General features: G+C 65.0%; 21 protein-coding genes. 9 read left to right on the top strand and 12 right to left on the bottom strand.

Annotated features, from left to right (window positions below; translation table 11 throughout):
- Positions 1–239: 239 nt before the first annotated feature.
- Positions 240–479: a hypothetical protein gene (locus K2U94_RS09765; RefSeq protein ID WP_243067027.1), complete on the top strand. Its 240-nt coding sequence runs from the start codon at positions 240–242 to the stop codon at positions 477–479.
- Positions 480–856: 377 nt separating this feature from the next.
- On the opposite strand, the gene recO is transcribed toward K2U94_RS09765, so the two are convergent.
- The 6 genes from recO to K2U94_RS09735 form a co-directional block, all read right to left on the bottom strand.
- Positions 857–1567, bottom strand: a complete 711-nt coding sequence (gene recO / locus K2U94_RS09760; protein ID WP_243067026.1) for a DNA repair protein RecO — start codon at positions 1565–1567, stop codon at positions 857–859.
- A gap of 13 nt (positions 1568–1580) precedes the next feature.
- Positions 1581–2492: a GTPase Era gene (gene era, locus K2U94_RS09755; RefSeq protein ID WP_243067025.1), complete on the bottom strand. Its 912-nt coding sequence runs from the start codon at positions 2490–2492 to the stop codon at positions 1581–1583.
- Positions 2489–3220, bottom strand: a complete 732-nt coding sequence (gene rnc / locus K2U94_RS09750; protein ID WP_243067024.1) for a ribonuclease III — start codon at positions 3218–3220, stop codon at positions 2489–2491. The genes era and rnc overlap by 4 nt, the downstream gene beginning before the upstream one ends.
- Entirely contained in the window at positions 3217–4002 is a 786-nt protein-coding gene (lepB, locus tag K2U94_RS09745; RefSeq protein ID WP_243067023.1) for a signal peptidase I, read from the bottom strand. Before lepB ends, rnc begins: the two co-directional genes overlap by 4 nt.
- Positions 4003–4106: 104 nt before the next feature.
- Entirely contained in the window at positions 4107–4937 is an 831-nt protein-coding gene (gene mazG / locus K2U94_RS09740) for a nucleoside triphosphate pyrophosphohydrolase (protein ID WP_243067022.1), read from the bottom strand.
- A 151-nt stretch (positions 4938–5088) separates the two neighbouring features.
- Positions 5089–5571 (bottom strand): cold-shock protein, encoded by a 483-nt coding sequence (locus K2U94_RS09735; RefSeq protein WP_425332514.1) that lies wholly within the window; start codon positions 5569–5571, stop codon positions 5089–5091.
- Positions 5572–6247: 676 nt separating this feature from the next.
- Here K2U94_RS09735 and K2U94_RS09730 point away from each other — a divergent pair.
- Positions 6248–8200, top strand: coding sequence for an autotransporter assembly complex protein TamA (locus K2U94_RS09730; protein WP_243067020.1), 1953 nt, complete (start codon positions 6248–6250; stop codon positions 8198–8200).
- Entirely contained in the window at positions 8200–12561 is a 4362-nt protein-coding gene (locus K2U94_RS09725; RefSeq protein WP_243067019.1) for a translocation/assembly module TamB domain-containing protein, read from the top strand. The genes K2U94_RS09730 and K2U94_RS09725 overlap by 1 nt, the downstream gene beginning before the upstream one ends.
- 1 nt (position 12562) lies before the next feature.
- Here K2U94_RS09725 and K2U94_RS09720 read toward each other — a convergent pair whose 3' ends face one another.
- The 6 genes from K2U94_RS09720 to K2U94_RS09695 all read right to left on the bottom strand — a co-directional run bounded on the left by K2U94_RS09720 (position 12563) and on the right by K2U94_RS09695 (position 18057).
- Positions 12563–13351 carry an ABC transporter ATP-binding protein gene (locus K2U94_RS09720; protein WP_243067018.1) on the bottom strand — a complete coding sequence of 263 codons (789 nt, stop codon included), beginning with the start codon at positions 13349–13351 and terminating at the stop codon, positions 12563–12565.
- Positions 13348–14400 (bottom strand): FecCD family ABC transporter permease, encoded by a 1053-nt coding sequence (locus tag K2U94_RS09715; protein ID WP_243067017.1) that lies wholly within the window; start codon positions 14398–14400, stop codon positions 13348–13350. The genes K2U94_RS09720 and K2U94_RS09715 overlap by 4 nt, the downstream gene beginning before the upstream one ends.
- Positions 14378–15403: an ABC transporter substrate-binding protein gene (locus tag K2U94_RS09710; RefSeq protein WP_243067016.1), complete on the bottom strand. Its 1026-nt coding sequence runs from the start codon at positions 15401–15403 to the stop codon at positions 14378–14380. The genes K2U94_RS09715 and K2U94_RS09710 overlap by 23 nt, the downstream gene beginning before the upstream one ends.
- Positions 15404–15424: 21 nt before the next feature.
- Complete coding sequence (locus tag K2U94_RS09705) at positions 15425–15970, bottom strand: DUF2478 domain-containing protein (RefSeq protein WP_243067015.1); 546 nt, start codon at positions 15968–15970, stop codon at positions 15425–15427.
- On the bottom strand, positions 15967–16836 hold the full coding sequence (locus tag K2U94_RS09700) for a xanthine dehydrogenase (RefSeq protein ID WP_243067014.1): 870 nt from the start codon (positions 16834–16836) through the stop codon (positions 15967–15969). The genes K2U94_RS09705 and K2U94_RS09700 overlap by 4 nt, the downstream gene beginning before the upstream one ends.
- Before the next feature lie 204 nt (positions 16837–17040).
- Positions 17041–18057 (bottom strand): AraC family transcriptional regulator, encoded by a 1017-nt coding sequence (locus K2U94_RS09695; protein WP_243067013.1) that lies wholly within the window; start codon positions 18055–18057, stop codon positions 17041–17043.
- A gap of 265 nt (positions 18058–18322) precedes the next feature.
- Between K2U94_RS09695 and K2U94_RS09690 the strand changes: the two genes are divergently transcribed.
- The 6 genes from K2U94_RS09690 (at position 18323) to K2U94_RS09665 (ending at position 25610) form a co-directional block, all read left to right on the top strand.
- Positions 18323–20824, top strand: a complete 2502-nt coding sequence (locus K2U94_RS09690) for an arylsulfatase (RefSeq protein ID WP_243067012.1) — start codon at positions 18323–18325, stop codon at positions 20822–20824.
- Between the two features lie 120 nt (positions 20825–20944).
- Positions 20945–21136 carry a hypothetical protein gene (locus tag K2U94_RS09685; RefSeq protein ID WP_243067011.1) on the top strand — a complete coding sequence of 64 codons (192 nt, stop codon included), beginning with the start codon at positions 20945–20947 and terminating at the stop codon, positions 21134–21136.
- A gap of 255 nt (positions 21137–21391) precedes the next feature.
- Positions 21392–22897 carry a DUF1254 domain-containing protein gene (locus K2U94_RS09680; RefSeq protein WP_243067010.1) on the top strand — a complete coding sequence of 502 codons (1506 nt, stop codon included), beginning with the start codon at positions 21392–21394 and terminating at the stop codon, positions 22895–22897.
- 216 nt (positions 22898–23113) lie between these two features.
- Positions 23114–23950: a hypothetical protein gene (locus tag K2U94_RS09675; protein ID WP_243067009.1), complete on the top strand. Its 837-nt coding sequence runs from the start codon at positions 23114–23116 to the stop codon at positions 23948–23950.
- Positions 23951–24251: 301 nt separating this feature from the next.
- Positions 24252–25043, top strand: a complete 792-nt coding sequence (locus K2U94_RS09670) for a DUF2092 domain-containing protein (protein WP_243067008.1) — start codon at positions 24252–24254, stop codon at positions 25041–25043.
- A 30-nt stretch (positions 25044–25073) separates the two neighbouring features.
- Positions 25074–25610, top strand: a complete 537-nt coding sequence (locus K2U94_RS09665) for a hypothetical protein (protein ID WP_243067007.1) — start codon at positions 25074–25076, stop codon at positions 25608–25610.

Below are 25610 nucleotides of genomic sequence, written 5' to 3'. Positions count from 1 at the left end.
AAGCAGCCGCGCCGCGTGTTCAAGTTCCCTGTTTGTACTGGACGACTTTAACGAAATATGTTGCCTTTTGGCACTAGCATGGATGCGTCAGCGGGTTTAGAAGTCCGACAAAATTGTAGCTTCAGCGGAACTTCCATCCCCCTGAAATGTTGAAAATCCCGGCGGCTGAATCCTTGTTCGCGAAAGATGAATCGTCTGTTCGCAGCGTTTTGGCGTCGGGTTCGATGACTGAGGCAGTTATGAGATCGTCCATTCATCTGATGCCTACGTTGTTTTTGCTGGCTCTTCTCGGTTTTTTCGCTCTCTCCTATCTTTCGCCCGCCAGCCAGGTGCTGGCGGAAAGCGGCGCGCGCATCATCGGCGCCGCTGAACAGGCCGACGCCGAAACGCCACAGAGCCCGCAGTGCGAATTCCGCGAGGTCGAGGCCGACGAGGGCTATGGCGTCTCGCACAAGGAAATCCGCCGCATCTGTCGTTGAACGGCGCCGCCTGCGGTGAAAAAAGCGGCCCTCGTGGCCGCTTTTAGTTTTTCGCGCATATCGGATCGGCGGTAGACTTGGGCATGTTTTGAGCATGTTTGGGTCTGGAGCGGGACCGATGAAAATTTTCCTCAGCGGCGGAACGGGATTCATTGGTCAGGCGACCGTCGCCGCAATCAGGCGGCGCGGCTGGGAATTGAGCGTCCTGGTCCGAAAACCCTCAACCCGAGGACATGTGGGCGCGAATCATCCGTCGCGAACGGGAGTTGATGGCGGTTCGGCAAGGTGTCCTGGCGAAGCTGAAGCACGTTCCCGTCGTTCCGTAACCTCCCGCTTCGTCGCGGAGAAGGGGCCGCAATCGCGGCTTTTTCGGACGATCAGAAACGCGCGATGAAGGCCGCGCGCGAATCGGGCGCCGTTAGCCCGCGCGGCGCGAAAACGTCACGGACGAGAAAATATTCAGTCAGGCGGAAACCTTCGCGGACTTTTTCCCGTTCGACCGCCGCGCCCGGCGTCTCCAGCACGAAAGCCGGCAGCGGCAGCAGCCGCGCGGCCCAGGGGGCGCCCGCTTCGCGGCTCACCGCGCGGCCGGATTTCGGCGAGACGTAGATCAGATCGTCGCGCCTGCCTGTCGCCGCGCATTGCTCGAGATCGAGGCCGAAGCCGAGTTCGGCGAGCAGGGCCAGTTCGAAATGAACGAAGAGCGCCGGGGCGAGCGGCGTCGTCAGATGTTCGAACAGCACCTGCGCGCGATCGTAGAGGCCGGGATGGGGGTCGCGCTCGGGCAGCAGGCGCAGCAGGCCGCCCAACCAGTTCACGCCATGAAGGCCCTGCGGGCTCGAAAGCAGAAGATCGGTGCGCAGGGCGGCCGCCTCAACGGCGTAAAGGCCGAGATGCTCCTCCAGCCGCGCCCGCCAGACCGCCGCGACCTCGTTGCCGGGCTGGAGCACCGGCTGCATGGATTTGGAGCGTCCGCCGCGCACGACGCCGAGGTGACGACCATGCGCGCGCGTCATCAGTTCCAGGATGACGCTGGTCTCGCCATGCTTCTTCAGGCCAAGGATCAGGCCGCGCTCCGACCATTCCATGGCCGCAGGCCCCTCAATGTTTCGGAAAGTCCAGACCCATTTCGCGATAACGCTCGGGGTCGTCGCCCCAATTCTCGCGCACTTTCACGAACAGGAACAGATGGACGTTCTGTTCCGCCGCCTCGATGATCTCCTTGCGCGCCGCCTGGCCGATGGCCTTGATGGTGCGCCCGCCCTCTCCGATCACGATCTTCTTCTGGCCGTCGCGGGTCACAAAAATGGTTTGTTCGACCCGCGCGGAGCCGTCCTTCTGGTCCTTCCACGAAGTGGTCTCGACCGTGGACTGATAGGGCAATTCGTCGTGCAGGCGCTCGAACAATTTTTCGCGGGTGATTTCAGCGGCGAGCGCGCGCAGGGGCGCGGCGGAAATCTGGTCCTCGGGATAAAGCCACGGCCCTTCCGGCATGTATCCGGCGAGTTTTTCGCGGAATTTCGCCACGCCATGGCCTTTCAGCGCCGAGATCATGAAAGTGTCGGCGAAAGGCAGCCGCGCGTTGAGGTCGGCGGCCAGGCTGAGCAGCTTTTCGTGCTCGATCGTGTCGATCTTGTTCAGCACCAATATCTTCGGCGCCTTGACCTGCGGCAGCTTGTCAAGGATCGCCTCGACCTCCTCGTCCACGCCCTTGCGCGCATCGATCAGCAGGCAGACGACGTCGGCGTCGCCCGCCCCGCCCCATGCGGAGGTCACCATGGCGCGGTCGAGCCGGCGCCTGGGCGCGAAAATGCCAGGCGTATCGACGAAAACGATCTGGGCCGGACCGTCCAGCGCGATGCCGCGCACCAAAGCGCGGGTGGTCTGCACTTTTCGCGAGACGATCGAGACTTTGGCGCCGACAAGCTGGTTGAGCAGCGTCGATTTCCCGGCGTTGGGCGCGCCGATCAGGGCGGCGAAGCCGCAACGCGGTGGCAGCGCGGCCTCGCTCAAGCGCCCTCCTCCCACACGCCTTCGCGCGTCAAAAACTTCTGGGCGCTGGCCTGTTCGGCGAAACGCTTGGAGCTGCCCTGCGCCCCGACCGGTTCGAAGCCGGCAACCGCGACCTCTATGATGAAAACCGGCGCGTGGTCCGGCCCGATGCGCCCGGACTGGCGATAGGACGGCGGCGGCAGGCCGCGCGCCTGGGCCCATTCCTGCAAGGCGGTCTTGGGATCGCGCAAGGGCCTGACCGGATTGAGCATCTTGTCGTGGAAGAAGCGCCGCACCGTCGCCCGCGCCGCCGCGAAGCCGCCGTCAAGGAAAATGGCGCCGAGAATGGATTCGCAGACGTCGCCAAGGATCGCGGCCTTGGCCGCGCCGCCGGTCTGCGCCTCGCCATCGCCGAGCCGCACGACCTCGCCGACGCTCCAGCCGCGCGCGACATCGGCGCAGGTCTCCTTGCGCACGAGATCGGCGAGTCGGCGCGACAATTCGCCTTCCTCGGCCTCGGGGAATTGCTCGAACAGCATTTCCGACACCGCGAGGCCGAGCACGCGGTCGCCCAGAAACTCAAGCCGTTGATAGGATTCAACGCGCCGTTGCGCCTGGGCGGCCGGCAAGGCGCTGACATGGGTCAGGGCGCGCGTGAGCAGGGCCGGGTCGCCGAAACGGTGCCCGACGCGCTCCTGCAGGGCGGCGAGCGCGTCCGAATCCAGTCCTTGCGCCGGCCTGGGCTTCATCGGACCACTTTGAAAATGCGATTGACGCGCAAGGTCCACGGCCAGCGCCAGAATTCCCACGCCGGCGCGCCGTCGCCGACCGAGAAGAAGATCAGCTCCGCCCGGCCCTCGAGATTTGCGAACGGCACATAGCCGACGCCGCCCTGATCCTCGGGAACGCGCGAATCGGTGGAATTGTCGCGGTTGTCGCCCATCATGAAATAATGGTTCGGGGGCACGAGAAACGGTCCGGCATTGTCGTTGAAGCCATCGTCGCCCTGGATTTCGATGATCCTGTGCTTGACCCCGTTGGGCAGGGTTTCGATATAGGTCGGAACCGGGCCGTAATGGCCGTAAAGATCGAAGCTATCGACCTCCTTGGTCGGCGCGCGCAGAACTTCCTTGTCGTTGATGAAGAGCCGGCCCTTCTTCATCTCGATCTTGTCGCCGGGCAGGCCGATCACCCGCTTGATGTAATCGGTCTCGTTGTCGCGCGGCAGCTTGAACACCACCACGTCGCCGCGCCGCGGCGGCGAGGCGAAGACGCGGCCCTTGAAGGGGGGAATGCCGAAGGGGAAGGAATAGCGCGAATAGCCGTAGCTATATTTCGAGACGAAGAGATAGTCGCCAATGTCCAGCGTCGGGATCATCGAGCCCGAGGGAATATTGAAGGGCTGGAACAGGAAGGTGCGAACGACGAGCGCAATCGCCAGCGCCTGCAGGATCACAATGATCGTTTCGCCGAGCCCGCCCTCGGATTTCTTGGCGGCGGGCGGCGCGGAGTCGCTCATGTATTCGCTCATGTCTGTTTCCGTTGCTGGGCGCCGGTTGTCGACGTTTTCTCAATCCCGCGCAAGGCCGTCGCGCAAATTGCAGGCGAATTTTTGACCGCGCCCGGCGCAAGACTTCAAGCCGCGCCTTCCCTCGCCTTGGCCACATCCCACAAGGCGTCCATTTCGGAGAGCGTAGCTTCGCCCAGTTTCTTGCCTTGGCGCTCCAGTTCTTTTTCGATGAAATGGAAGCGGCGTTCGAATTTGGCGTTGCAGGCGCGCAGCGCGGCCTCGGGGTCGGTGCGGGCGTGACGGGCGAGATTGGCCACCGCGAACAAAACGTCGCCGATTTCCTCTGCGACATGGGCCATGTCGCCGCGATCGAGCGCCTCCTCGACCTCGTCGCATTCCTCGCGGATTTTCGCCAACACCAGCCGCGCGTCGTTCCAATCGAAGCCGACCTTGGACGCCTTTTCCTGCAATTTGATCGCGCGGGTCAGCGCCGGCAGCACCGCCGGAACGTCGGAGAGATGGCCTTGCCGCGCCTGTTCCGGCAGACCGGCCGCGCGCCGCGCCGCCGCCTTTTCCGCCTTTTCCTGCGCCTTGATCTCGGCCCAGACGCCCTCCACAGCCTCCGGCGTGCGCTGCGCCGGCTCGCCGAACACATGCGGATGACGGCGGATCATCTTGGTCGTGACCGCCTCGACCACGCCGCCGAAATCGAACAGATCGCGCTCGCCCGCCATCTGCGCGTGAAAGACCACCTGCAGCAGCAGGTCGCCGAGCTCGTCACGCAGATCGACGAAATCCTCGCGCTCGATGGCGTCGACGACCTCGCAGGCTTCCTCGATCGCATAGGGCGCAATGGTTTTGAAATCCTGCGCGAGATCCCAGGAGCAGCCGGTTTTCGGCGTGCGCAGCGCGGCCATGATTTCAAGAAGGCGCTCGATGTCGCGCGATGGCTGCATGACTTTTCCCGTTTAAGACGAGCAGGGCAAGCCCTGCTCTGCCGTTCCCATTCCTGTTTGAGACGAGCAGGGCAAGCCCTGCTCTATTGTCCCAAACGAAAAGAGCAGGGCTCAAGCCCTGCTCTGGATGACTTCAGATTCGCGCCACGGCTCAGTCGAGCGAAATGGCGACCGCCTCGCGGCCCTTCTGGGTGTCCACGACCTTCATCGTCACCGGCTGCCCCTCGGGAAGCTGGGAGATGCCGGCCTGGCCGAGGATGGAGATATGGACGAAAACGTCCTTTCCTCCGTCGCTGGCCTGGACGAAGCCGAAACCCTTGGCGCCGTCGAACCACTTCACCGCGCCCTGAACTTCCACCGCATTGGCGAGGTCGGGCTGGCGGCGCGGCGGCGGTCGCGACGAATCGAAACTGCGCTGCGGCGCGCGCTCGGCGGCGCCGGCCGTATCGACCTCCAGCACCCGCGTCACCTGCTGGCCCTTGACGCCATTGGCGACCAGGACCTTCAATTTCGCGCCCGGAGGAACGGACTCGTAGCCCGCCGATTGCAAGGCGCCAATATGCAGGAAGGCGTCGCCGCTGCCGTTCGACAGTTCGACAAAGCCGAAGCCTTTGTCGCCCTTAAACCATTTCACGACCGCGTCGACGGAATTTGCGGCGCTGGCGCCCTGAACCGGAGAAGGCGCGAATTCGCCCCCGAATCCGCCGCCCATGGGCTGACGGTCGAAGGAGCGAGGCTGGCGAAACTGGCGCGGACTGTCGTAAGGAGAGGGCCCGTCGTCATCAAAACCGCGCTTACGGGGTCCTCGGAAATCTCTACCTTTGCTCATGTGCGCCTTTAATTCTCCGCCTCATTTCAATCCGGTCATGCAGCCCCAGAGTGAAGCCGCACAACGCCCTGCCCCCGCGGCAGCCGAAATTGACCGCCCGGAAACGCCAGCCGATGGTGTGTTTTCCTAGTCCAGAGCCCGCGCAATAGCCTTTTAGCAGCAAAGCCCCCCATCTGGCTAGATTCATTCAGCCGCAATTCGCATCATTATCGATCAAAATCCCGGCTTTCCGGCGGGTTTTGCCGATTGCGCTTTGTTTGACGGCAAATATTTCCTTGGGATCACAATTTCGTGAAGTCTGGATCGCGCAGACATCAAGCGGATCGGCAAATGATTCGCGCCGCCGTCGTCCTTTCCCTCCCCGCGGCCGGCCCGGGGAAAAACAAGGCCGCGCGCTTTCGGCGAAAGAAACGTTTCATTATAGTCGGATAAATTTCTCCTTATGGTGTGTGGATTTGGCGTTTCGTTCTATCGCAGGTCAATGAACCGTTTGCCCGAAGCCCTCTTACTTGGCCTCCTGACGGGCGCGGCTCTGGTCTCGCAACCTGCGCGCGCGGATTGGTTCTTCGGCCTGTTCGGCGATTCCGACCCTGCGCCCGCGCCCAAGCCGGGCGTCGCCGCCTATCAAATCGAGATCGTCACGCCGAAGGCTTCCCTCAAGGATACGCTGCAGGCCTCGTCCAATCTCTACCGGCTCCGCCATCAGCCGCCCGACAATGGCGAGGGCCTCGCCCGCCGCGCCCAGGCCGATCTGCCGCGTCTCGTCGATACGCTATGGGCCGAGGGCTATTATGACGCTTCTGTCCGCGCCACCCTCGACGGCCACGCCATCACGATGGACGGGACCGGACTCGACGCCGCTGCCCAGGAGGCCAACGCCGATATCGGCCGCCGCGTCGTCCGTGCGCGCCTCATCGTCTCGTCCGGCCAGCTCTATCACATCGGCGCAATCCGCGTCATCGACGCCAGGACCGGCGCGCCGGTCGATCCCGACCTGACCCAGCCGCGCGTCCTCAAGCTCGCGAGCGGCGATCCGGCCACGGCCGGCAGCATTCGCGCGATGCAGGCGCGTCTCGCGCAAGCCGTCCGCCGCAAGTCTTTTCCGCTCGCCAAGGTCGATCTCGCTCAGGCCACGGTGATTCATCCCGAAAAGCGGGTCGATCTGCTGGTCACGGTCGATTCCGGACCCAAGGCCGGCTTCGGCAAGGTGACGATCACCGGAACGCGCGACCTCGACCCGCGCGTCGTCCGCTCCTTCATCTATGTCGAGCCCGGCGACCCATATTCGCCCGACAAGATCGCCGCCATGCGCAAATCGATGGGGCAGATCGAGGCCATCGGCTCGACCCGCATCCTTGAATCCGACCATCTCGACCCCGACGGCAATCTGCCCATCACCGTGCAGGTTGACGAGCGCAAGAAATATGCGGTGAGCGCGGCCGCGCAATATTCCACCGTGGACGGGCCTTCGGCGCGGGCGGACTGGACCGCGCGCAACCTGTTCGGCGGCGGCGAAAGGCTGCGGCTCTCGGGCGTGGTTGGCTATTCGCAGAACACCACCTACGACACGGTCCGGAACAAAAGCTGGTTCGATCCCAACCGCATGCTGGGGCGGCTCAACGCCAATTTCATCAAACCGGCGCTCGGCGGCTCGCGCAACGACTATCTCGCCGACGTCACTTTGGCCCGCGAGGTCACGAACTCCTATCAGGCGCAATATTTCAACGTCAGCCAATATATCCGCCACCGCTTCAGCGAAGAATTCTGGTTCCAGGCCGGCTGGGAGATCGAGCGCGGCCAGTCCCAGGATTCCTTCGGCAAGACCAATTATTTCCTGTCCGGCGTCTCCGTCGCCCTGCGTTACGACACCACCGACAACGAACTCGACCCCCATCGCGGCGTGCGCGTGATCGCGACCGGCAGCGCCGATCCGAAATTCTTCGGCTCGTCGATGAATTTCTACCAGGGCAAGGCCCAGGCCTCGACCTATTATTCGATCGACGACGACGGCCGCTATGTACTCGCCGGACGGGTCGCGCTCGGCGCCGGCGGCGGCGCCTATATCCTCGACATTCCCGACAACCGCCGCTTTTTCGCGGGCGGCGGCGGTTCGGTGCGCGGCTATCCCTGGCGCTCGCTGAGCCCGCTCGGCGCCAATGGCGAGCCGATGGGCGGCCAGAGCCTGTTCGAGGCCTCGGCCGAGGCGCGCATCAAGATCACCGACACGATCGGAATCGTTCCCTTCGTGGACGCGGGCCAGGCCTATGCGACCTCCTTCCCCAATTTCGAGCAATATATCTGCTATTCCGTCGGCCTCGGCCTGCGCTACTATACCGGCTTCGGACCGTTCCGCGTCGACGTCGCCTTCCCGCTCGAGCGCCAGTCGGGAGATCCGTCCGTGGCTGTTTATTTCGGCGTAGGGCAGGCCTTCTGATGGCGCGCGCGTTGCGATATCTCGGCCTCGCCGCCGTGCTCCTCGCCCTGATCGGCGGCGGGATTTACGCGGGGCTCGTCTATTATGCGGGGCCGACCGGGCCCACCGCCGCCGGCGCGCCCCCGGGCGACCAGAAAGGCCTTCTCGCCTCGGTGATTGAAAAGGCGCTGTCCACGCCCGACATGAAAATCTCGATCGGCGCGGTGGACGGGGCGTTGTCCTCGGACGCGACTATCCGCGACGTTGAGATTTCCGACGCCAAGGGCCCCTGGCTCAAGCTCGATCGCGCCAGGATCGTGTGGACCCAATCGGCGCTTCTTTTCGGCAAACTGCTCGTCAACAACCTCGAGATCGGCCATCTCGAAATCCTGCGCAGGCCCATTCCCTCCCAGGCCAAGCCGGCGGAATCGGGATCCGAAGCGCCCGCCGGGGCGCCCTCCGCGCCGAATCTGCCGATCAAGGTTGTGGTCGGCGCCTTTTCCCTCGCCCAGCTCGATCTCGGCCAGCCCGTGATCGGCGTCGCCGCCCGTCTCGAAGCCCAGGGCCACGCCAGCCTCGGTCGCGCCTCCGACGGGCTCGATCTCGTCTTCGACCTGAAAAGACAGGACGCGCCCGGCGCGCTGGCCTTGAATCTCGCCTACAAGCCAACGTCGACCATGCTCAAGCTTGGGGCTTCCGTCCACGAGCCGGCGGGCGGCCTGATCGCCCATGCCGCCAAGCTCGACGGCCTGCCCCCGATCGATCTCGACCTCCATGGCGAGGGGCCGCTCGACGGCTTCCAGGCGCAGTTGAAATTCGTCGCCGGCCCACTGGCGACGGTGAGCGGCGACGCGCGCCTGAACCGCGCCGCCGCCGCCCGCGCCTTGACGCTCAATCTCAATGGCGCGGTCGAAAAACTGCTGCCGCCGTGGCTCGGCCCGGTCTTCCAGGGCGACACCAAGGTTTCCGGCGCGATCCTGTTCGGCGACGACGGCTTCTACGGCCTCGACGCCTTCCGCATTGCCGCCAGCGAGGCGCAACTCGACGCCAGCGGAAAGTTCTCCGCCGACCGGAATGTGGACGCCCATGTGAAGCTCGCCGCGCTGGCCGACGAGAGCGGCGCCGTCCGCGCCGGCGACGTCCGCATCGGCGCGCTCGAATTCCGGCTCGACGCCCAGGGGCCGATGCTGGCGCCCGATATGGATCTCAATCTCCACGTCGCCGACGCCGCCGCGCCCGCCGGAAAGATCGGCCGGCTCGACGCCAAGGTGACCGCGCGGCCCGACGGCCCCGCGACCGACGCCAAGACAAGGGTCGATGTCGCCGCCGACGCTTCGGGCGAGGGCCTGTCCTTCCGCGACAAAAGCCTGAACGACGCTATTGGCGCAAGCTTCACCTTGACGCTGCGCGCCCGCGCCGCGCCGAGCGGCGACGCCGACGTGTCGACGGCGAAACTGAGCACCGCAGCCGGCGAGGTCGCCGCGACCGGCGCCTTCGGCCTCCACCGGCTCAACGGCCATGTCGATTTCGGCGCGCCGGATCTGCGCCGCTTCGCCGCTTTGGCGCAGATGGCGCTGGCCGGTTCGGTCAAGGGCGGCGTCGATCTGTCCGGCGCCCCGGCCAAGGGGCGGATCGACGCCAAACTTGCGATCAAGGCTGAGAAGCTGGCGACGGGAATCGCCGCCGCCGATGGTCTGATCGGCGGCAAGGCGGACATTGCCGGCGCCTTGGGCAAGAGCAAAGACGGCTTCCATTTCGATGGTCTGACCCTGACGACCCCCGGCCTTACAGCGCGGATCGACGGCCGCGCGACCCGTGAAGCCGCCGACGTCGATTTCACCGCCACGGCAGGCGACCTCGCCCGGATCGCCAAGGATTTTGCCGGCAAGGCGGAAGCGAAAGGCAAACTGACCGGCTCGCTCGAACATCCCGACGCGACCCTGACGCTGGCGCTGACCAATGTCCGTTCGATGGGCCGCTCGATTCCGCGCCTGACTTTCGACATATCGGGCAAGGACCTGATCGCAGCGCCGCAAGCGCGGATCGCGCTCGACGGCCAGATCGGCTCCAAACCCGCCAAGGGCGCGCTGGACATTTCGCGCGACGCCGCCCAGGTTTGGCGCTTCGCCGCCGACAAGCTGAGCATCGGCTCGGTGTTCCTGTCCGGCTCTGGCGCGCTGTCGCCCAAGAATTTGCTGGACGGAACTTTAAAACTCCGCGCGGATAACCTCGACGACGTCTCGCCCCTCGCCCTGCAGAAACTCGCCGGCAAGCTCGACGCCGATCTCACCTTCAGCGCCGCGGACGGCCGCCAGTCGGGCGCCGCCCGGGTCACGGCCACCGGCCTGAAGGCGGCGCAGGCAAGCGTCGAAAAACTGGATGTCGATCTGCGCGGCTCGGACCTGTTCGGGGCGCCGACGCTCGACGGAACGGCCTCGATCGACCGCGCCCGCATCGCTGGCGAATCCATCCCGCGCCTGCGCCTCGTCGCCAAATCCGGCGCCGGCGCCAGCGATTTGACCCTCTCCACCGAAGCGCGCGGAAACACGGTCGAAAGCAAGGGCCGGCTGTTCGCCCAGAAGCCGATCAAGCTCGAACTCTCCGCCTTCGAGGCGAAGGGCGCGGGCCAGAGAATATCCCTCGCGGGTCCGGCGCGTTTCGCCTACCCGCCCGGCGGGGTGGAAATCCGCGGCCTGTCGCTCGCCTCCGGCGCCGGGCGGCTGAATGTCGACGGGACGGCGGGCGACAAACTGGACCTGCGTGTTTCGGCCAAATCGCTCCCGCTCGCCCTCGCCAGACTGGCCTCGCCCGATCTCGCTCTGGAGGGAACGCTCGACGTTGCGGCCAAAATCGCCGGCAAGCCTTCGGCGCCCACGGGCGACTGGCGGCTGGAGCTGGCGCGGCTCTCCACGCCGCAGACCCGCTCCGCCAGCCTGCCGGCGATCGGCGCGCGCGCCTCCGGCCGGCTGCAGGGAAAGCGGACCAGCCTTGACGCCACGATCGGCCTGCCGCGCGGCGGAACGGCTCAAATCACCGGATTCGCCCCACTCGATCCCGCCGGCGCGCTCGACCTGACGATCCGCGCCGCGATCGACGCCAGCCTCGCCAACACCATGCTCGCGGCTGGCGGCCAGAGCGTCTCCGGCAAGCTGTCAATCGACGCCAAGGCGCAGGGGCCGGCAAACAAGCCGCAACTCGCCGGCTCCGCCAGCCTCGCCAACGGCTCCTTCGACGACCCGCTCGCGGGCGTGCGGTTCGACCATGTCAACGCCATGCTGCGGGCGCGCGGCGACAGAATCGCGATCGAGCGCTTCACCGCCGCGACCCGCAACAGCGGCACGATCGCGATGACCGGCGACGTGCGCGTCGCGCCGGACGCCGGCTTCCCCGCCTCCCTGCGCATCACGGGCCAGAAGGCCGAACTCGTCTCCAACGATTACGTCACCGCGATCGCCAATCTCGCCCTCGATCTCAGCGGCCCGCTGGCGCGGCGTCCGCGCATCAGCGGCAAGGTCGATTTCGACAGCATCGACGTGCGCGTTCCGGACAGCATTCCTGTTTCGAGCCAGCCGCTCGCCAACATCCGCCAGGTCGATCCGACGGCCGCCGCGCGCGCCCGGATGGCGCTGGCCGCCAAACGCAAGGCGCAACAGGCGAAACGGAAGAAAAGCCAGCCCGCCTTCAACGCCGATCTCAATGTCGCGGTCAGCGCGCCCTCGCGCATTTTCGTGCGCGGCCACGGCATCAACGCCGAACTCGGCGGCCATCTCAACATCGCCGGCGACCTCACCGCGCCGTCCAGCCACGGCTCGTTCGACCTGCGGGGCGGCGCCATGTCGCTGGGCGGCAAGACCTTCGACTTCACCCGCGGCAATATCGTCTTCACCGGCGGCCCCATCCCGCAACTCGATTTCCTGACCGAGGTCGCGGCGGGCGACATCACCGCCCGGATCGCGGTCACCGGCCCCGCCGACGAACCCGCCTTCGCCTTCTCGTCAATCCCCTCGCTGCCGCAGGACGAGGTGATTTCGCGCCTGCTGTTCAATTCCGCCTCGGGCGGGCTCACCACGATCCAGGCGCTGCAACTGGCCCAGACCATCGCGGAATTTTCCGGCCAGCGCGGACCGGGCGTGATGAACAAGATGCGGCGCGCCCTCGGCGTCGATACGCTCAATGTCGGAGTCGGACCCGACGGCAGCCCGCAGGTCGGCGCCAGCCGCTATATTTCGAAAAACGTCAATGTCGGCGTGCGCACCGGCGCCAAGCCCGCCGACAATGCCGTGACCCTCGGCGTGGACATCACCAAGCGCCTGCGCGTCCAGGGCACCGCCGACGCCGACGGCAGCGCCTCATTGGGCGTGGCGACCCAGTGGGAATATTGAATCACCAGGAGCCGTGCTCGCGCGGCCCGAAAAGCCTTCGGCCCGTATCCGTTTCCAGCGTGTCGACCTTCACGCCATAAAGCCGCTCGATCGCGGCCGCCGTAAGCACTTCGTCCGGCGGGCCCTGTTCGGCGATCCGGCCTTTCTCCAGAAAGGCCACGCGGTCGCTGGCCCAATGGGCGTGTTCGGGATGGTGGGTGGTCATGACGATTCCCCTGGCCTCTGCCGCCAGACCGCGCAGCAGCGCGATCAGGCGCAATTGCGCGCCATAGTCGAGGCCAGTCATCGGCTCGTCCAGCACCAGTATTTCCGCCCCCTGCGCGAGCGCGCGGCCGAGCATCGCGAGTTGCCGCTCGCCCCCGGAAATTTCGGTATAGGGACGGTCGGCGAGGTGGGAAATCCTGAGGCGGCGCAGGGCCTCGTCCACATGAGGCTCCTCATGCGCGCTCGCGCCGGGACGCCAGCCGCTGTGCGGCAGGCGCCCGAGCGCCACGACGTCGCGCACGAGATAGGGAAAGGGCGCGGCATGGTTCTGCGCGACATAGGCGATTTTCCGCGCGATCGCCCGCCGGCCGAGCTTTTCGATCGGCGCGCCGTCGAGCAGGACGCGCCCGCCCGCCGGCGCCAGAAATCCCATCAGGATTCGCAGCAAAGTGGTCTTGCCGGAGCCGTTGGCGCCGAGCAGCGCGACAATTTCGCCCGACCAGATCGCGAGCGACGCGCCGGCGAGCGCGTCGCGCGCGCCGCGCCGATAGGCGATGTCCATGCCGACGAGCGAGGCGGCGCTCATGTCCAGCCCCTCCGGCTACGCCGCAACACCAGCAGGAAGGCGGGAATGCCGATCAGTTCAGTGACGATGCCGACGGGAATTTCGGCCCGGCCCATCGACCGGGCGAGGCTGTCGGCGCCGATGAGGAAAATGGCGCCGATCAGCGCCGCCGCCGGAACCAGGACGCTGTTGTGCGGCCCGACCAGAATGCGGGCGAGATGGGGCGCGAAAAGGCCGATCCAGCCAATCATGCCGGCGAGCGACACCCCGAGCGCGGTGATCAGCGTCGCGGCGGCGATCGCCCCGTAGCGGACCGCCCCGACGGGCACGCCGAGCGAGCGCGCCTCGTCCTCGCCCATGGCGAGCGCGTCCATCGGCCGCGCCAGCGCGACCAGGACGAGAATGCCCGCCAATATGGCCGGCGCGGCGATCATGGCCTGCGACAGGGTGACGCCCGAAAGGCTGCCCATGAGCCAATAGACGATGCTCGGCAATTGATCGTAGGGATCCGCGAGATATTTCAGGATCGACAGCAGGGCGGTGAAAAAGGCGCCGGAAATCATGCCGCCGAGAATGAGCGTGATGGTGGAGGCGGCGCCGAAGGCATTGGCGACGCCCACCCCAAGCGTCACCGCGGCCACGCCGAACACGAAGGAAATCCCCTGAACCGCCGCCCAGCCGACGCCGAGAAGAAGGCCGAGCGCGGCGCCGAAACTCGCGCCGCCCAGCGCGCCGAGCATGGCGGGCGACGCCAGCGGATTGCGAAAGACCGATTGGTAGGACGCCCCCGCGACGCTCATCGCGGCGCCGATGAGCGCCGCCGAAAGCACCCGCGGCGCCCGAACCTCCAGGATCACATTGCGCAGCAGGTCGTCCCGATGAGGCGCGAGCGTCGCGAGATGAAGCCGGACGCCAAGAAATTCGAATATATCACGCAGCGAAACCGGATAGCGCCCAAGCGTCAGCGCCCCGAGCACGGCGAAAACCAGCAGCGCGGACAGCAGCGACAGGACTCCGGGGGTCGAGCGCCGTCGCGCCACGGTCGCTTCAGCGCATGATGCGTTCGACATCGGCATCGCTCAGATCGACATGGAAGAACAATTTATAGAATTTCTTCGTCTCCGCCGTCATGTCGACCGGATACAATTCGGGATAGAACAAATGGGCCAGCCATTGCGCACCGAGCGCCCGCATGAAGCCCGGCGGCCGGTCCAGCCAGTTGAAAGGCATCCGGGGAACCGTCGCGATCCGATCCCTGGCCACGGCTTCGACATTGCGCCAGCGCGCCGAGTCCTTTGCCTTTTGCCTGAAACCCGGCGTCAACGCGATGATCAAGTTCGGCTGTCCGACCATGACCTGCTCAAGACTTATCCGCTCCATGCCGATATGGTTCGATTGCCGGCATTGGTCGATATTATAGCCGCCGGCGAGACGCATCGCCTCGACATGGAAGGAGTTGGAACATTCGGTCGCGAGGCCGTCCGGCCCCTCCGCATAATAATAGCGGACCTTCTTGTCATCCGGCGCCGAGGCGACCGCCTTTTCGACCCTGGCGATCGCCTTCGAAATATAATCGGCGAGTTCCGTCGCGCGCTCGCGCCGGTCGAGCAATTCGCCCAGAAATTTCAGCGCGGGAGGGTAATCCGTGATTGAATCGAGCTGGATATAGGCGATGCGCAGTCCGGTGCGCCCGAAATTGCGGTCGGTCACGCCGCGATCGTGCATCGGCTCCAGCCAGGCGACGATCAGATCGGGCTTCAGCGCCATGACTTCTTCGGGATTGGCGGCCGGCCCGCGCATCGGCCTGCCGCCGGAAGCCGGCAATTTGCCGATCACGGGCGGCAGGAATTTCAACTGCCGCCCATTGGGCGGGACATTGACCGCGACAAGCAGATCGGGCGCCAGCACATAGAGCAGGACCGTGAGCGGATAGGAGGCCGAATAAACCCGCGTGATCTTGTCGGGAACATCGATCCTGCGTCCCGCCATATCGACAATCTCGCGGGCCTCGCTGGAAGACACGCCAAAGACTGCAACCAGCGTGAGGGCGACGGCGAAGCAGCGCGCGATCATGATATTCTCCGAACAAGAGCGTCAGGCGGAGGCGACGGTCGTGGCCAGCCCCCGCCACCAGATTTCGAGGGCGTCGAGGCTCGGCGGCAGTTCGTCGGAAAGAGACCCCGCGAAAAGCGCCCAGTCCGGCCGCATCAACGGCTTGAGCGTTGTCAGGACGGGCGTTTCAGCCGCCACGGCGGCCCCGAAGGCGTCGCACAACCCGCCATGTCCCGCCTCCAGCTTGCCGAACTTGCTCAACACCACGAGGTCGGCGCCGGATTCGATCGCGCGCTGGGCCGCGGCGCAGGCGAGCGCGACGCCGCCGGGATCGAGATTGCAGGCGGTCGAGCCGGGACCGAGATCCTGCGAAAGCGCGAAGCGCGCGCCGGTCGCGAGGTCCAGCGCGTCATGGGCGCCGCAGGCGCAGGTTCCGGCGGGCGCCGGAACCTCTGCCACGCCGGCGACGCGCAGACCTTCCAGGCGGCGGCGCGCGACGAATTGCAGCAGCAGCGTCTGCTTTCCAGCGCCGTCCTCTCCGACGACGACGCCGATGCGGGCGGCGCGCGGCAGGCCCGGCGCGCTCATCGTCGCTCTCCCACCGCCGTCTCGGCCAAGGCTTCGCGCCGGGCCGTCTCGATCTTCACCGCCTTCATGGTCGCCGAGGCGATGACCCGGCAGCGCTCGTCGGCGTCCTTGAACCCCTCGGCGCGGGTGCGCGGGTCGATCTCGACCAGTTTCACGCCCTCCGGCGCGAAGGTCGAATCGCGCGCGACCCCGCGCAGAAAGCCGTCCATCGGCGCGAAGACGGCGACATCCTCATGGCGACCGATGAGAAAGCCCTTTGGAACCCACATGCCGATATCGACCGGCGTGCGCCACACGCCCGAGCGCCCGGAATAGACGAAGCGTTCGCGGCCAACGCCGCCAAGCAGGCGGGAAACGCCGTCCGCCTCCTCCGTCGCCCCTTTGCGAATCAGGCCGCCAACACGGTCGGGGCGGGTTTCGACCGCAATGTCGCAATTTTCGCCGACGACGAATTTCGGCCCGAGGCCGACGGTAACCCGCGCGAGGCCGCGAAAATCGGGCGTGATCCGGCTCTTCTGCATCCGCGCGTCCACCAGCACGTCGGTCCTGCGCAGCGCCAGCAGATCGGTGAGCGAGAGCGGGGTCACCGCCACGCTTTTCCTGCGCGCGGTGACCGAGGCGATTTCCAGCAGGCTTTCGGCGCGGCGCCCGACAACGCCGCCGAGTTCGACAAAATCGTCGTAGAGAGCGTCGTGGAAGGCCATGCCGCGGCGGATCACCGGCGGATAGGAATCGTGGCTCAGAACGGTCGGATAACCGGCGCGGTTGAGGGCGACGGCGATCGCCGACGCGATTTCGTTCGTTCCCATCACCACGGCGAGACGCCGGCTCTGAAAGGCAAGTAGGTTTTGGCTTGCATTGGACATCGGCGACCCCAAGCGACGCTGCTAGCTATGTCAATGCAATACATAGGCCACGACATCAGAGCGCCGGATTTTTACATCAACTCATTATATAATGTAATTATATATATCGTACGGTCGCCGCCCTCCGTCGCTCCCGCGACGCGAGTGAAGGGTTGCGGCCAAAACCTGACAATTCTTACCGCGGCTACGAGCGATCCGGCGCGGTCAGCCCTGCGTTTCCTCGCTGCGCATTCTGCCCGCGCGCCAACGGCCCGGCGTCTGACCGGACCATTTGACGAAGGCCCGGTTGAAGGCGCTGGCGTCGGCGAAGCCGAGCTCACCGGCGATCGCGCGCTGTTCCCGGCCGGACGCCAGCATCTGGCGGGCAAGCTCGAATTTGACCTCCTCGGCGAGATCGCTGAACGTCGCGTCCGCCTCGGCCAGTCGCGCGACCAGCACATGCTCGCTCATTCCCATCGCCTGGGCGACGCGCGCGCGGGTCAGCCGTCCACCTCCGACCTGCGCCTTGAGCACCGCCTTGACGGTCAGGATCAGATCGCCCCGCGCCCCGGCCAGCGCCGCGTCGAACAAGGGCGTGAGAATGTCGATATAATGCGGATTGTGCGTGACGATCTGTCGATCGAGAACGGAGGCGTCGCAAACCATCCGCGCGGCGGGCGCCTCGAATTCGACCGGCGCGCCGAAAAACTGTCGGTAGCACCTGAAATCGCGCGGCGTCCCGCGCGGCAGGAACACCCGTTCCGGGCTCCAGCCCGGCCCGCAGAACTGGCGCAAGGTGTTGCAGGCGATCGCCATGGCGGCGTCCACGATCTGCTCGGGGCGCTCCACGCCGGTCTCGATCACCGCATAGCTGAGAGAGGCCACGCCGCCGCGCGCCTCGAAAGAGAATACGCCGCCGGTGTCGCTGGCGCGAAGGCCCACGGCAATATAGCCAAGGGCCTCGCCAACCTTCATGGCGTGAAGCGAGAGGAGCCCTGTCAGCCCCATCGCCGTGGCGTCCTCCCGCTGGCCGGCGCGAAAGCCGAAGTCGTCACGGTCGGTCAAACGCGCGCATTCCGCCAGCAGGCGTCCGGCGTCCGAATAGAGCACCACGGTTTCGCGATTCGCGAAAAGGTTCGGATCAAGTCCGACGTTTTTCAGCGCCGCCGCCGGTTCGACGCCGAAAAATTCGAGGACGTCCTTCACCGCGAAGAAATTACGAACCTTGATCGTCGCTACCATCTGTCCTCGCCTTCGGCGCTGGAAACAAGGGGGTTTCCGGCGATTGACGCAAGTCCGCCCCGTCGCGGCGAAGCGCTGAATAGTCAATTCTACCACGACAATGCTAATGACAGCCATTGGCCGCCTGTTGAATATTCCGGCCCGGACGGCAGGTAGACGCGGTTCGGCCGTACCAGTTGTTTTTGCCAATTCAAAATTTTGAGGGAGGACGCTAATGAATGCGTTCCTGAATGATTTCGCCGGAAGCCTGAGGCGACCAAGCGCAATGAAGCTCGCCGGATTCGCGCTGGTCCTCACCCTGGGAATCGCCGGAAGCGACGCCCGCGCCCAGCAGATCAACGGGACGCCCGGCGCACCCGACGCCACGACGACCATCGACGGCCGCTATCTGCCGCCGCCGCCACAGCCGTTCCATGGCCAGATCGAGCTCAACGCCGCGCAGTCGAAGCCTGGCTGGCCGGCCCGCGTCGTGCCGCCGAAGGGCGCCCCCAACATCCTTCTCATCATGACCGACGACGTCGGCTTCGCCGCCCCCTCCACCTTCGGCGGCGTCATCCCGACGCCGGCGCTTGACCGCATCGCCGCCGACGGCCTGCGCTATACCAATTTCCATTCCACCTCTTTGTGCTCGCCGACCCGCGCCGCGCTCATCACCGGCCGCAACCATCATTCGGTCGGCTTCGGCGTCGTCTCCGAGGCGGCGACGGGATTTCCGGGCTATGACAGCATCATCGGCAAGGACAACGCCACCATCGGCCGAATCCTGCAGGAGAACGGCTACCGCACGTCGTGGTTCGGCAAGGACCACAACACGCCGACCTGGCAAACGAGCCAGGCCGGGCCGTTCGATCAATGGCCGACCGGAATGGGCTTCGACTATTTCTACGGTTTCGTCGGCGGCGACGCCAGCCAGTGGGAGCCCAACCTCTTCCGCAACACCACCGCGATCTATCCCTATGTCGGAAAGCAGGGGAAGTGGAACCTGACCACGGCGATGGCTGACGACGCCATCCATTGGTTGACCCAGCTCAAGGACATCAATCCGTCCCAGCCGTGGTTCGTCTATTATGTTCCCGGCGGCACGCACTCTCCGCATCAGCCGACGCCGGAATGGATCAAGAAGATCAGCGACATGCACCTGTTCGACAAGGGCTGGAACGCCCTGCGCGACCAGATCTTCGCTAACCAGAAGAAGCTTGGCGTGATCCCGCAGGACGCCGAGCTGACGTCCTGGCCCGCAAAACTCCTGAAAACGTGGGACCAGACGACCCCCGAGGAGAGAAAGCTCTATATCCGCCAGGCCGACGTCTATGCGGCTTATCTGGCTTACACCGACCACGAGATCGGCCGGGTGATCCAGGCGGTCCAGGACCTCGGTGAATTGGACAATACGCTGATCATCTATATCAGCGGCGACAACGGCGCCTCCGCCGAGGGCTCGCCCAATGGCACCCCGAGCGAGGTGCTGCAGTTCAACGGCATCGAACTGCCGGTCAAGGACCAGATGAAGTTCTACGACGCCTGGGGCAGCCAGTTCGCCTATAGCCACATGGCGGTGCCGTGGGCGTGGGCCTTCGACACGCCCTTCAAGTGGACCAAGCAGGTTCCGTCCTTCTTCGGCGGAACGCGTCAGGGCATGGCGATCTCCTGGCCGGGCCACATCACCGACAAGGGCGGAATCCGCTGGCAGTTCCATCATGTGATCGACATCGTGCCGACGATCCTCGAGGCCACGGGCATCCCCGCCCCCGTCATGGTCGATGGGATCGCCCAGAAGCCGATCGAAGGCGTGAGCATGGCCTATACGTTCGACAAGGCCAACGCCGCCGCGCCTTCGACGCACAAGATCCAGTATTTCGAAATGATGGGCGTGCAAGGACTCTACAACGACGGCTGGATGCTCAGCGCCGTCCCGGTTCGTCCGCCGTGGGAGCTGCTCGGCAAGGCGATCGAGGATCCGGCCTCGGCTTATAAGTTCGAGCTTTACGACGTGCGCCACGACTGGACGCAATATACCGACGTCGCGGCGCAGAACCCCGCGAAGGTCAAGGAGATGACCGACCTGATGTTCGCCCAATTCGCGCAATATCAGGTGCTGCCGCTCGACGCTGCGGTGGCCACGCGCATGGTGAGCCCGCGTCCGTCCATGAACGGCGACCGCAAGGTATTCACCTATAGCGGCGAGCCGATCGCCGGCCTGCCGCGTGGGACCGGCCCGGACCTGCTCAACACGTCCTATACGATCACTGCCGACATCGACGTCCTCGACGGCGGCGCCGATGGCATGATCGTGACCCGCGGCGGGCGTTTCGGCGGCTACGGCCTCTATCTGCTCAAGGGAAAGCCAGTCTTCACCTGGAACCTGCTCGACCTGAAGCGGGTGAAATGGCAGGCGCCGGAGGCGCTCACGCCGGGCAAGCACACGCTCGTCTATGACTTCAAATATGACGGGCTGGGCTTCGCGACGCTCGCCTTCAACAATATCAGCGGCCTCGGCCGTGGCGGCACGGGAACGTTCAGCGTGGACGGCAAGGTGGTGGCGACCGAGAAGCTCGACCACACCGTGCCGCTGACCTTGCCTTGGGACGAAACCTTCGACATCGGCTCGGACACCGGCACGCCGGTCGACGACGGCGATTATCAGGTTCCCTTCGCCTTCACCGGCAAGATCGACAAGCTGACCATTGCGGTCGCGCCGCCGGTCCTGACCGACGCGGACAAGAAGAAGCTGCTGGAGGCGGAGCACGCGGTGCAGGACGCGAACTAGACCGCGCCAAAGCCTGAGCGCCTTCTAACCGTCGGGCGAAAAAAGCGCCCGACGGGCAACCACGACAAATTCATTAACCGGAATCGGCCGCGCGTCTGCGGCCTGTTGGAGGAGGAAAGCATGAAGAAATTTCTTTTCGCTCTCGGCGCGATCGCGCTTCTCGCCGAACCCGTCGTGGCGATGCCGATTCAGATGTCGACGCAGGACGCCGTCGTCGGGATCCAGCCGACCCAGACGGCGACCCGCGCCGGCGTCGCGCACCGCTCGACGCGCCGCACCTCGCGGCGCGTCAACCGCCGCCATGGCTATTGAGACTGGCAGCGGACGAATTAAGGCCACATGGAGCGGCGCATGCCGGAATGTTCCCAGCCCGGCGTGGAAGTGCTATCCCAGACCCACTGCATGAGTGAGCCTTTCCGAATTCCGTCGTCTTCGTCGGCGAGGTCAAGCCGATCGACCTCTCGCAAGCCGTCGGCGTTGACGAAGGAAACCCTTTGCGGCCCGGCCCAGCGCCGAGGCGCGCCGCGAGGAACCGAACTCCCCGCGTGCGAAAACAACGAGGTGAAGATGAAAATTGGCGCGTCTATTTTCGCCGTCCTGTGGGCCGCATCCCTGGCCTTCCCAGCGGGAGCGGAGCAAGTCAATGAATTTTCGACGCCGACGCCTCCCGGCGTCGCCATTCCAGACCAGCTGAAAACCCGACTCGGGACCTTGCGCTTTTTCGGCGGCTTCCCGGACGCGGCGACGACCGAAAAGCTTTACGACAATCTCGATTTCCAGCGCGCGGTGCAGGCCTATCTGCTCGCTTTGCCCGTGGTGAGCCAGGCCGCGAACCGCGACAATATCCTCACCCTCGGGCCGGCCAATGTGACCGTGGCGATCTGGGAGAAAATGGTCGACGCGAAGACGACCGAACTCACCGCCAACAACAACACGCCCTATACTTGGTTCTGGCTCGATCTGCGCGACGGTCCCATCGTCGTCGAAGCGCCGCCCAAGGTGCTCGGGCTCGCCGACGACATCTGGTACAACTGGGTCGGCGACATCGGCGTCACCGGGCCGGACAAGGGGCTGGGCGGCAAATATCTTTTCCTGCCGCCTGGATATGCGGGCGCGATTCCGCAAGGCTATTTCATCGTCCGGCCACATTCCAATTCGGTCTGGATCGCCTGGCGCAGCTTCCTGGTTGACGGCGACCCCAAGCCGGGCGTGGACTTGGTCAAGAAAAACCTGAAGATTTACAAGCTTGGCGAGAACGACCCGCCGAAGTTCAACTTCGTCGATATGTCGGGCAAGCCCTTCAACATGGTCGCCCCGGCGGATTTCCGCTTCTGGGAAATGCTCGCCAAGGTCGTTCAGGATGAGCCGACCGACTCGCTGGACGCGACCACACTCGGTTTCTGGAACGCCCTCGGCATCGCCAAGGGGAAGCCTTTCGCGCCCGACGCGCGGATGAAGAAGATCATGACCGAGGCGGCCGAGGTGGGCGACGCCACGGCGCGCGCGATCATGTATCGCTGGCGCGGCTCGGACGGCTATTGGTATCCCGACGACCCCAAGAGCCATTGGCGGCTCGGCTTCATCGGCGGCTACAAATTCGAGGACGGCGGCGCCCGCCTGCTCGACGCCTATTCCGGCTTCTTCTTCTACGCCACCGGCGTGACGCCGGCGATGGATTCGAAGATTGTCGGCGAAGGCTCGCAATATATGTTGATGTTCGTCGACTCGAAGGGCAACGTCCTCGACGGCGGCAAAAACTACAAATTGCACCTGCCGAAGGACATTCCGGTCAAGAATTTCTGGTCGGTCATCGTCTATGACAACCAGACCCGCTCGATGGCCCAGACCGACCAGCAGTTCCCGAGCGTCAGCAGTCAGACCAAGGGCCTGAAGGTGAATGACGACGGCTCTGTCGACGTTTATTTCGGACCCAAACCGCCGGCCGGGCTCGAATCGAACTGGGCGCAGACGGTTCCGGGCCGGAGCTGGAACATATTGCTGCGCCTCTATGGTCCGGAAAAGGCGTTTTTCGACAAGAGCTGGCGGCCGGGCGAAATCGAACTCCAGCATTGACAGGTTTTCACCGCCGCCCCTCCCGCAATCCAGCGATTGCCGGAGGGGCGCAAACTTGTTCAACACCGGCATATTGAACAAGTTTTGGGCGTTTGTCGTAATTGTGCAACAACGGTTTGAATTGAGAATTACGTTCTTCATATAGAAGTTTTATTCGGCCGTGCGTTTTGCAATAATGTAACGAATGAACAACCGGCGTGATCTGGGAGGACGGCCATGAGGAAAATCGTGAGGCGCGGCGCAATAGTCCTGGCCTTTAGCGTCACGGTCCCGGCTCCGGTCCTCGCGGCCGATCTTCCGACGCTCAAGGAAGCGCCAGCCCCTGCTCCGGCGCCGATCCCCAGCGGCTGGCGTTTCGAGGCGACGATCAACGGCTGGGCGCCAAGCTCGATCGCCAATGCCGGCGTGGGTCATTTGCCGACCGTTTCCAGCAATCTCGGCTTTTTCACGCTTTTGCGCCATCTCAACGGCGTGGTTCCGCTGGCCTTCACCGCGAAAAACGAAAATTTCATCCTCGGCCTGGATCTTTACTGGTCCGCCGTTTCAGCAGGCGCGCATGTTCGCGCGTCCAACACGGCGCTCGGGCCCTATGGCGGCCTCAATGGCAGCCTGCGTCTCAGCGAGACCTTCCTGATGGGCTACGCGGGCGTGCGGCTCCCGATTCAAATAGCCAATCTCGCCGCTTATGGCATCGCCGGCGCCCGTTTTTCCAATGTGAACACCACAATCGACCTGAACACATTCATTCCCGGCATCGGCCTCTCGGGGGCGCAGAGCGAGAACTGGACGGACCCGATCATCGGGTTCACGGCCAATTACGCATTCAACGACAAATGGTTTTTGACCACCGAGGCGGATATCGGCGGAACCGGCAACAGCGCGACCTGGCAGGCCTTTGGCGCGCTCGGCTATAATTGGACGCCCCGGATTTCCTCCACCGTCGGCTTTCGCGCGCTTTATGTCGATTACCGGAAGTGGAACGGCGACGGCGGGAGCTTCCGCTTCCAGCAGACCTTGCTGGGCCCACAGGCGACCATCAGCTACGCCTTTTGAGAGTACGGCGTCCTGCCTCGGCAAAACCCGCCCGCATGAGATTTTTCTGTCGCAAACGGGCGTTCAGATAGCGCGCGGGCGCGTAGGTTCTCTGTTCCGCGCAGTCCCGCAATGTTAGGCTCACGTTCGTTCCTGGAGCAGCGTGCGAAAAAGTGGATGCCGGTTTTTCGCAAAAACGCTGCGAAAACAAAGGACTCCAGCGCCTGATTCACCCGGTTTTCGCGGCGATTGCCCACTAGCCGAAACAAGGGAGCAACGCAGAAATGTCGACGAAACAGACGATCGGCTTTGTCTGGGCCTGATGGTCGCCGCCGCGCCCGCGGCATTGGCCCAGAACGCGCCGCCCCCGATGGCCGCGCCGGCGCCCGCCGCGCCCGCGCATCCCGCGATCGAGCCCAAGGCCGTCGATTTGCTCAAGGCGGCGAGCGCGGCGCTTGCCAGCGCGCAGACACTGTCCTTCCACGCCGTCACGACCTATGAGCACGCGGCGGCCAACGGCCAACCGCTGTTCTTCAGCACCGTCAGCGACGTCACCATGCAGCGCCCCGACAAGCTGCGCGTAATCACGATCGGCGACCGCACGCCGGACGAATTCTACTATGACGGCAAGACGATAATGGCCTATATCCCATCCGCCGACCTCGTCGCCATTGCCGACGCCCCGCCGACGGTGGACCAGCTTCTTGACGATGTCTGGGACAAGGCCGCGATCTACTTCCCCTTCTCGGATGTCCTCGCGTCCGACCCTTATGCTGAACTTTCCCAGAACCTCCATTCGGCGTTCTATGTCGGCCAGTCGATCGCGGTCGGCGGCGTGAAGACCGACATGGTCGCGATCGCCGGCGACGAAGCCGCGGGCGAAATCTGGCTCGGCGCGGAGGATCATCTGCCGCGCATGATCAAGGTCGTTTATGCGCATGAGCCGGCGCATGCGCTGTATCAGGTCGATTTTTCCAATTGGAAACTCGGGGAAAAGGTCGAGCCGGCGGCGTTCACGTCGGAAAAGGCCGCCAAGGCCAAGCACATCCCGTTCGCGACGCCGGATGATCCCTCGCCGCTCCCCTCCCTGGCGCCACCCACCGAAAAGAAATAGCCCGCTCCATCAGGCGCAGGAGTTCTCGCGATGAAAAAATCATTCCTTGCCATCACGACCGCGCTGGGTCTGGCGCTCACGCTGCAGCCGGCCAACGCCTTCTTTCGCGCCGGCGGATTCCACGGCGGCTGGGGCGGCGGATTCGCGCACGGCACTGTCGCCGGACCGCGCGGCGTCGCCCATGTCAGCGACGCCGGCGGCTTCTGGCATGGCACGGCCGTCGGCCGTGGCGGCGCCTGGCACGGCGGCGCTTATGGCGGCGCTTGGCACGACGGCGTTTGGCACGGCGGCGCCTATTATCATTCGCCGGTGGTGGTGCACAGCTATGGCGGCTGCGTCGGATGCTGGGGCGCGGGCGCGGTGGCGGCGGGCGCGATCGCCGGCGCAGCGGTCGCCACGGCGGCGGCGGCCAGCGCCTGGCCTGTCGGCGGGACCTATGGCTATCTGCCCACCGGCTGCGTCTATGATTATGTCGGCGGGATGGCCTATTATCATTGCCCGTTGGGTTGGCTGCGCCCGGCCTATGGCGCCAACGGCGTCTATTATCGGGTCGTCGCCACTCCCTGA

It is taken from the genome of Candidatus Rhodoblastus alkanivorans, assembly GCF_022760755.1.
Classification (GTDB): domain Bacteria; phylum Pseudomonadota; class Alphaproteobacteria; order Rhizobiales; family Beijerinckiaceae; genus Rhodoblastus; species Rhodoblastus alkanivorans.
Note: the sequence above shows the minus strand (reverse complement) of the source record. Positions and strands in the feature narration are given on the sequence as shown.

Coding starts and splice junctions, on each gene's coding strand:
- K2U94_RS09700 (WP_243067014.1), bottom strand. CDS start 16,836: ATGTCCAATGCAAGCCAAAACCTACTTGCCTTTCAGAGCCGGCGTCTC.
- recO (WP_243067026.1), bottom strand. CDS start 1,567: ATGGAATGGTCGGAGCGCGGCCTGATCCTTGGCCTGAAGAAGCATGGC.
- K2U94_RS09720 (WP_243067018.1), bottom strand. CDS start 13,351: ATGAGCGCCGCCTCGCTCGTCGGCATGGACATCGCCTATCGGCGCGGC.
- lepB (WP_243067023.1), bottom strand. CDS start 4,002: ATGAGCGAATACATGAGCGACTCCGCGCCGCCCGCCGCCAAGAAATCC.
- K2U94_RS09690 (WP_243067012.1), top strand. CDS start 18,323: ATGAAGCTCGCCGGATTCGCGCTGGTCCTCACCCTGGGAATCGCCGGA.
- rnc (WP_243067024.1), bottom strand. CDS start 3,220: ATGAAGCCCAGGCCGGCGCAAGGACTGGATTCGGACGCGCTCGCCGCC.
- mazG (WP_243067022.1), bottom strand. CDS start 4,937: ATGCAGCCATCGCGCGACATCGAGCGCCTTCTTGAAATCATGGCCGCG.
- K2U94_RS09665 (WP_243067007.1), top strand. CDS start 25,074: ATGAAAAAATCATTCCTTGCCATCACGACCGCGCTGGGTCTGGCGCTC.
- K2U94_RS09725 (WP_243067019.1), top strand. CDS start 8,200: ATGGCGCGCGCGTTGCGATATCTCGGCCTCGCCGCCGTGCTCCTCGCC.
- K2U94_RS09680 (WP_243067010.1), top strand. CDS start 21,392: ATGAAAATTGGCGCGTCTATTTTCGCCGTCCTGTGGGCCGCATCCCTG.
- K2U94_RS09675 (WP_243067009.1), top strand. CDS start 23,114: ATGAGGAAAATCGTGAGGCGCGGCGCAATAGTCCTGGCCTTTAGCGTC.
- K2U94_RS09715 (WP_243067017.1), bottom strand. CDS start 14,400: ATGTCGAACGCATCATGCGCTGAAGCGACCGTGGCGCGACGGCGCTCG.
- K2U94_RS09710 (WP_243067016.1), bottom strand. CDS start 15,403: ATGATCGCGCGCTGCTTCGCCGTCGCCCTCACGCTGGTTGCAGTCTTT.
- K2U94_RS09695 (WP_243067013.1), bottom strand. CDS start 18,057: ATGGTAGCGACGATCAAGGTTCGTAATTTCTTCGCGGTGAAGGACGTC.
- K2U94_RS09670 (WP_243067008.1), top strand. CDS start 24,252: ATGGTCGCCGCCGCGCCCGCGGCATTGGCCCAGAACGCGCCGCCCCCG.
- K2U94_RS09765 (WP_243067027.1), top strand. CDS start 240: ATGAGATCGTCCATTCATCTGATGCCTACGTTGTTTTTGCTGGCTCTT.
- K2U94_RS09705 (WP_243067015.1), bottom strand. CDS start 15,970: ATGAGCGCGCCGGGCCTGCCGCGCGCCGCCCGCATCGGCGTCGTCGTC.
- K2U94_RS09730 (WP_243067020.1), top strand. CDS start 6,248: ATGAACCGTTTGCCCGAAGCCCTCTTACTTGGCCTCCTGACGGGCGCG.
- K2U94_RS09685 (WP_243067011.1), top strand. CDS start 20,945: ATGAAGAAATTTCTTTTCGCTCTCGGCGCGATCGCGCTTCTCGCCGAA.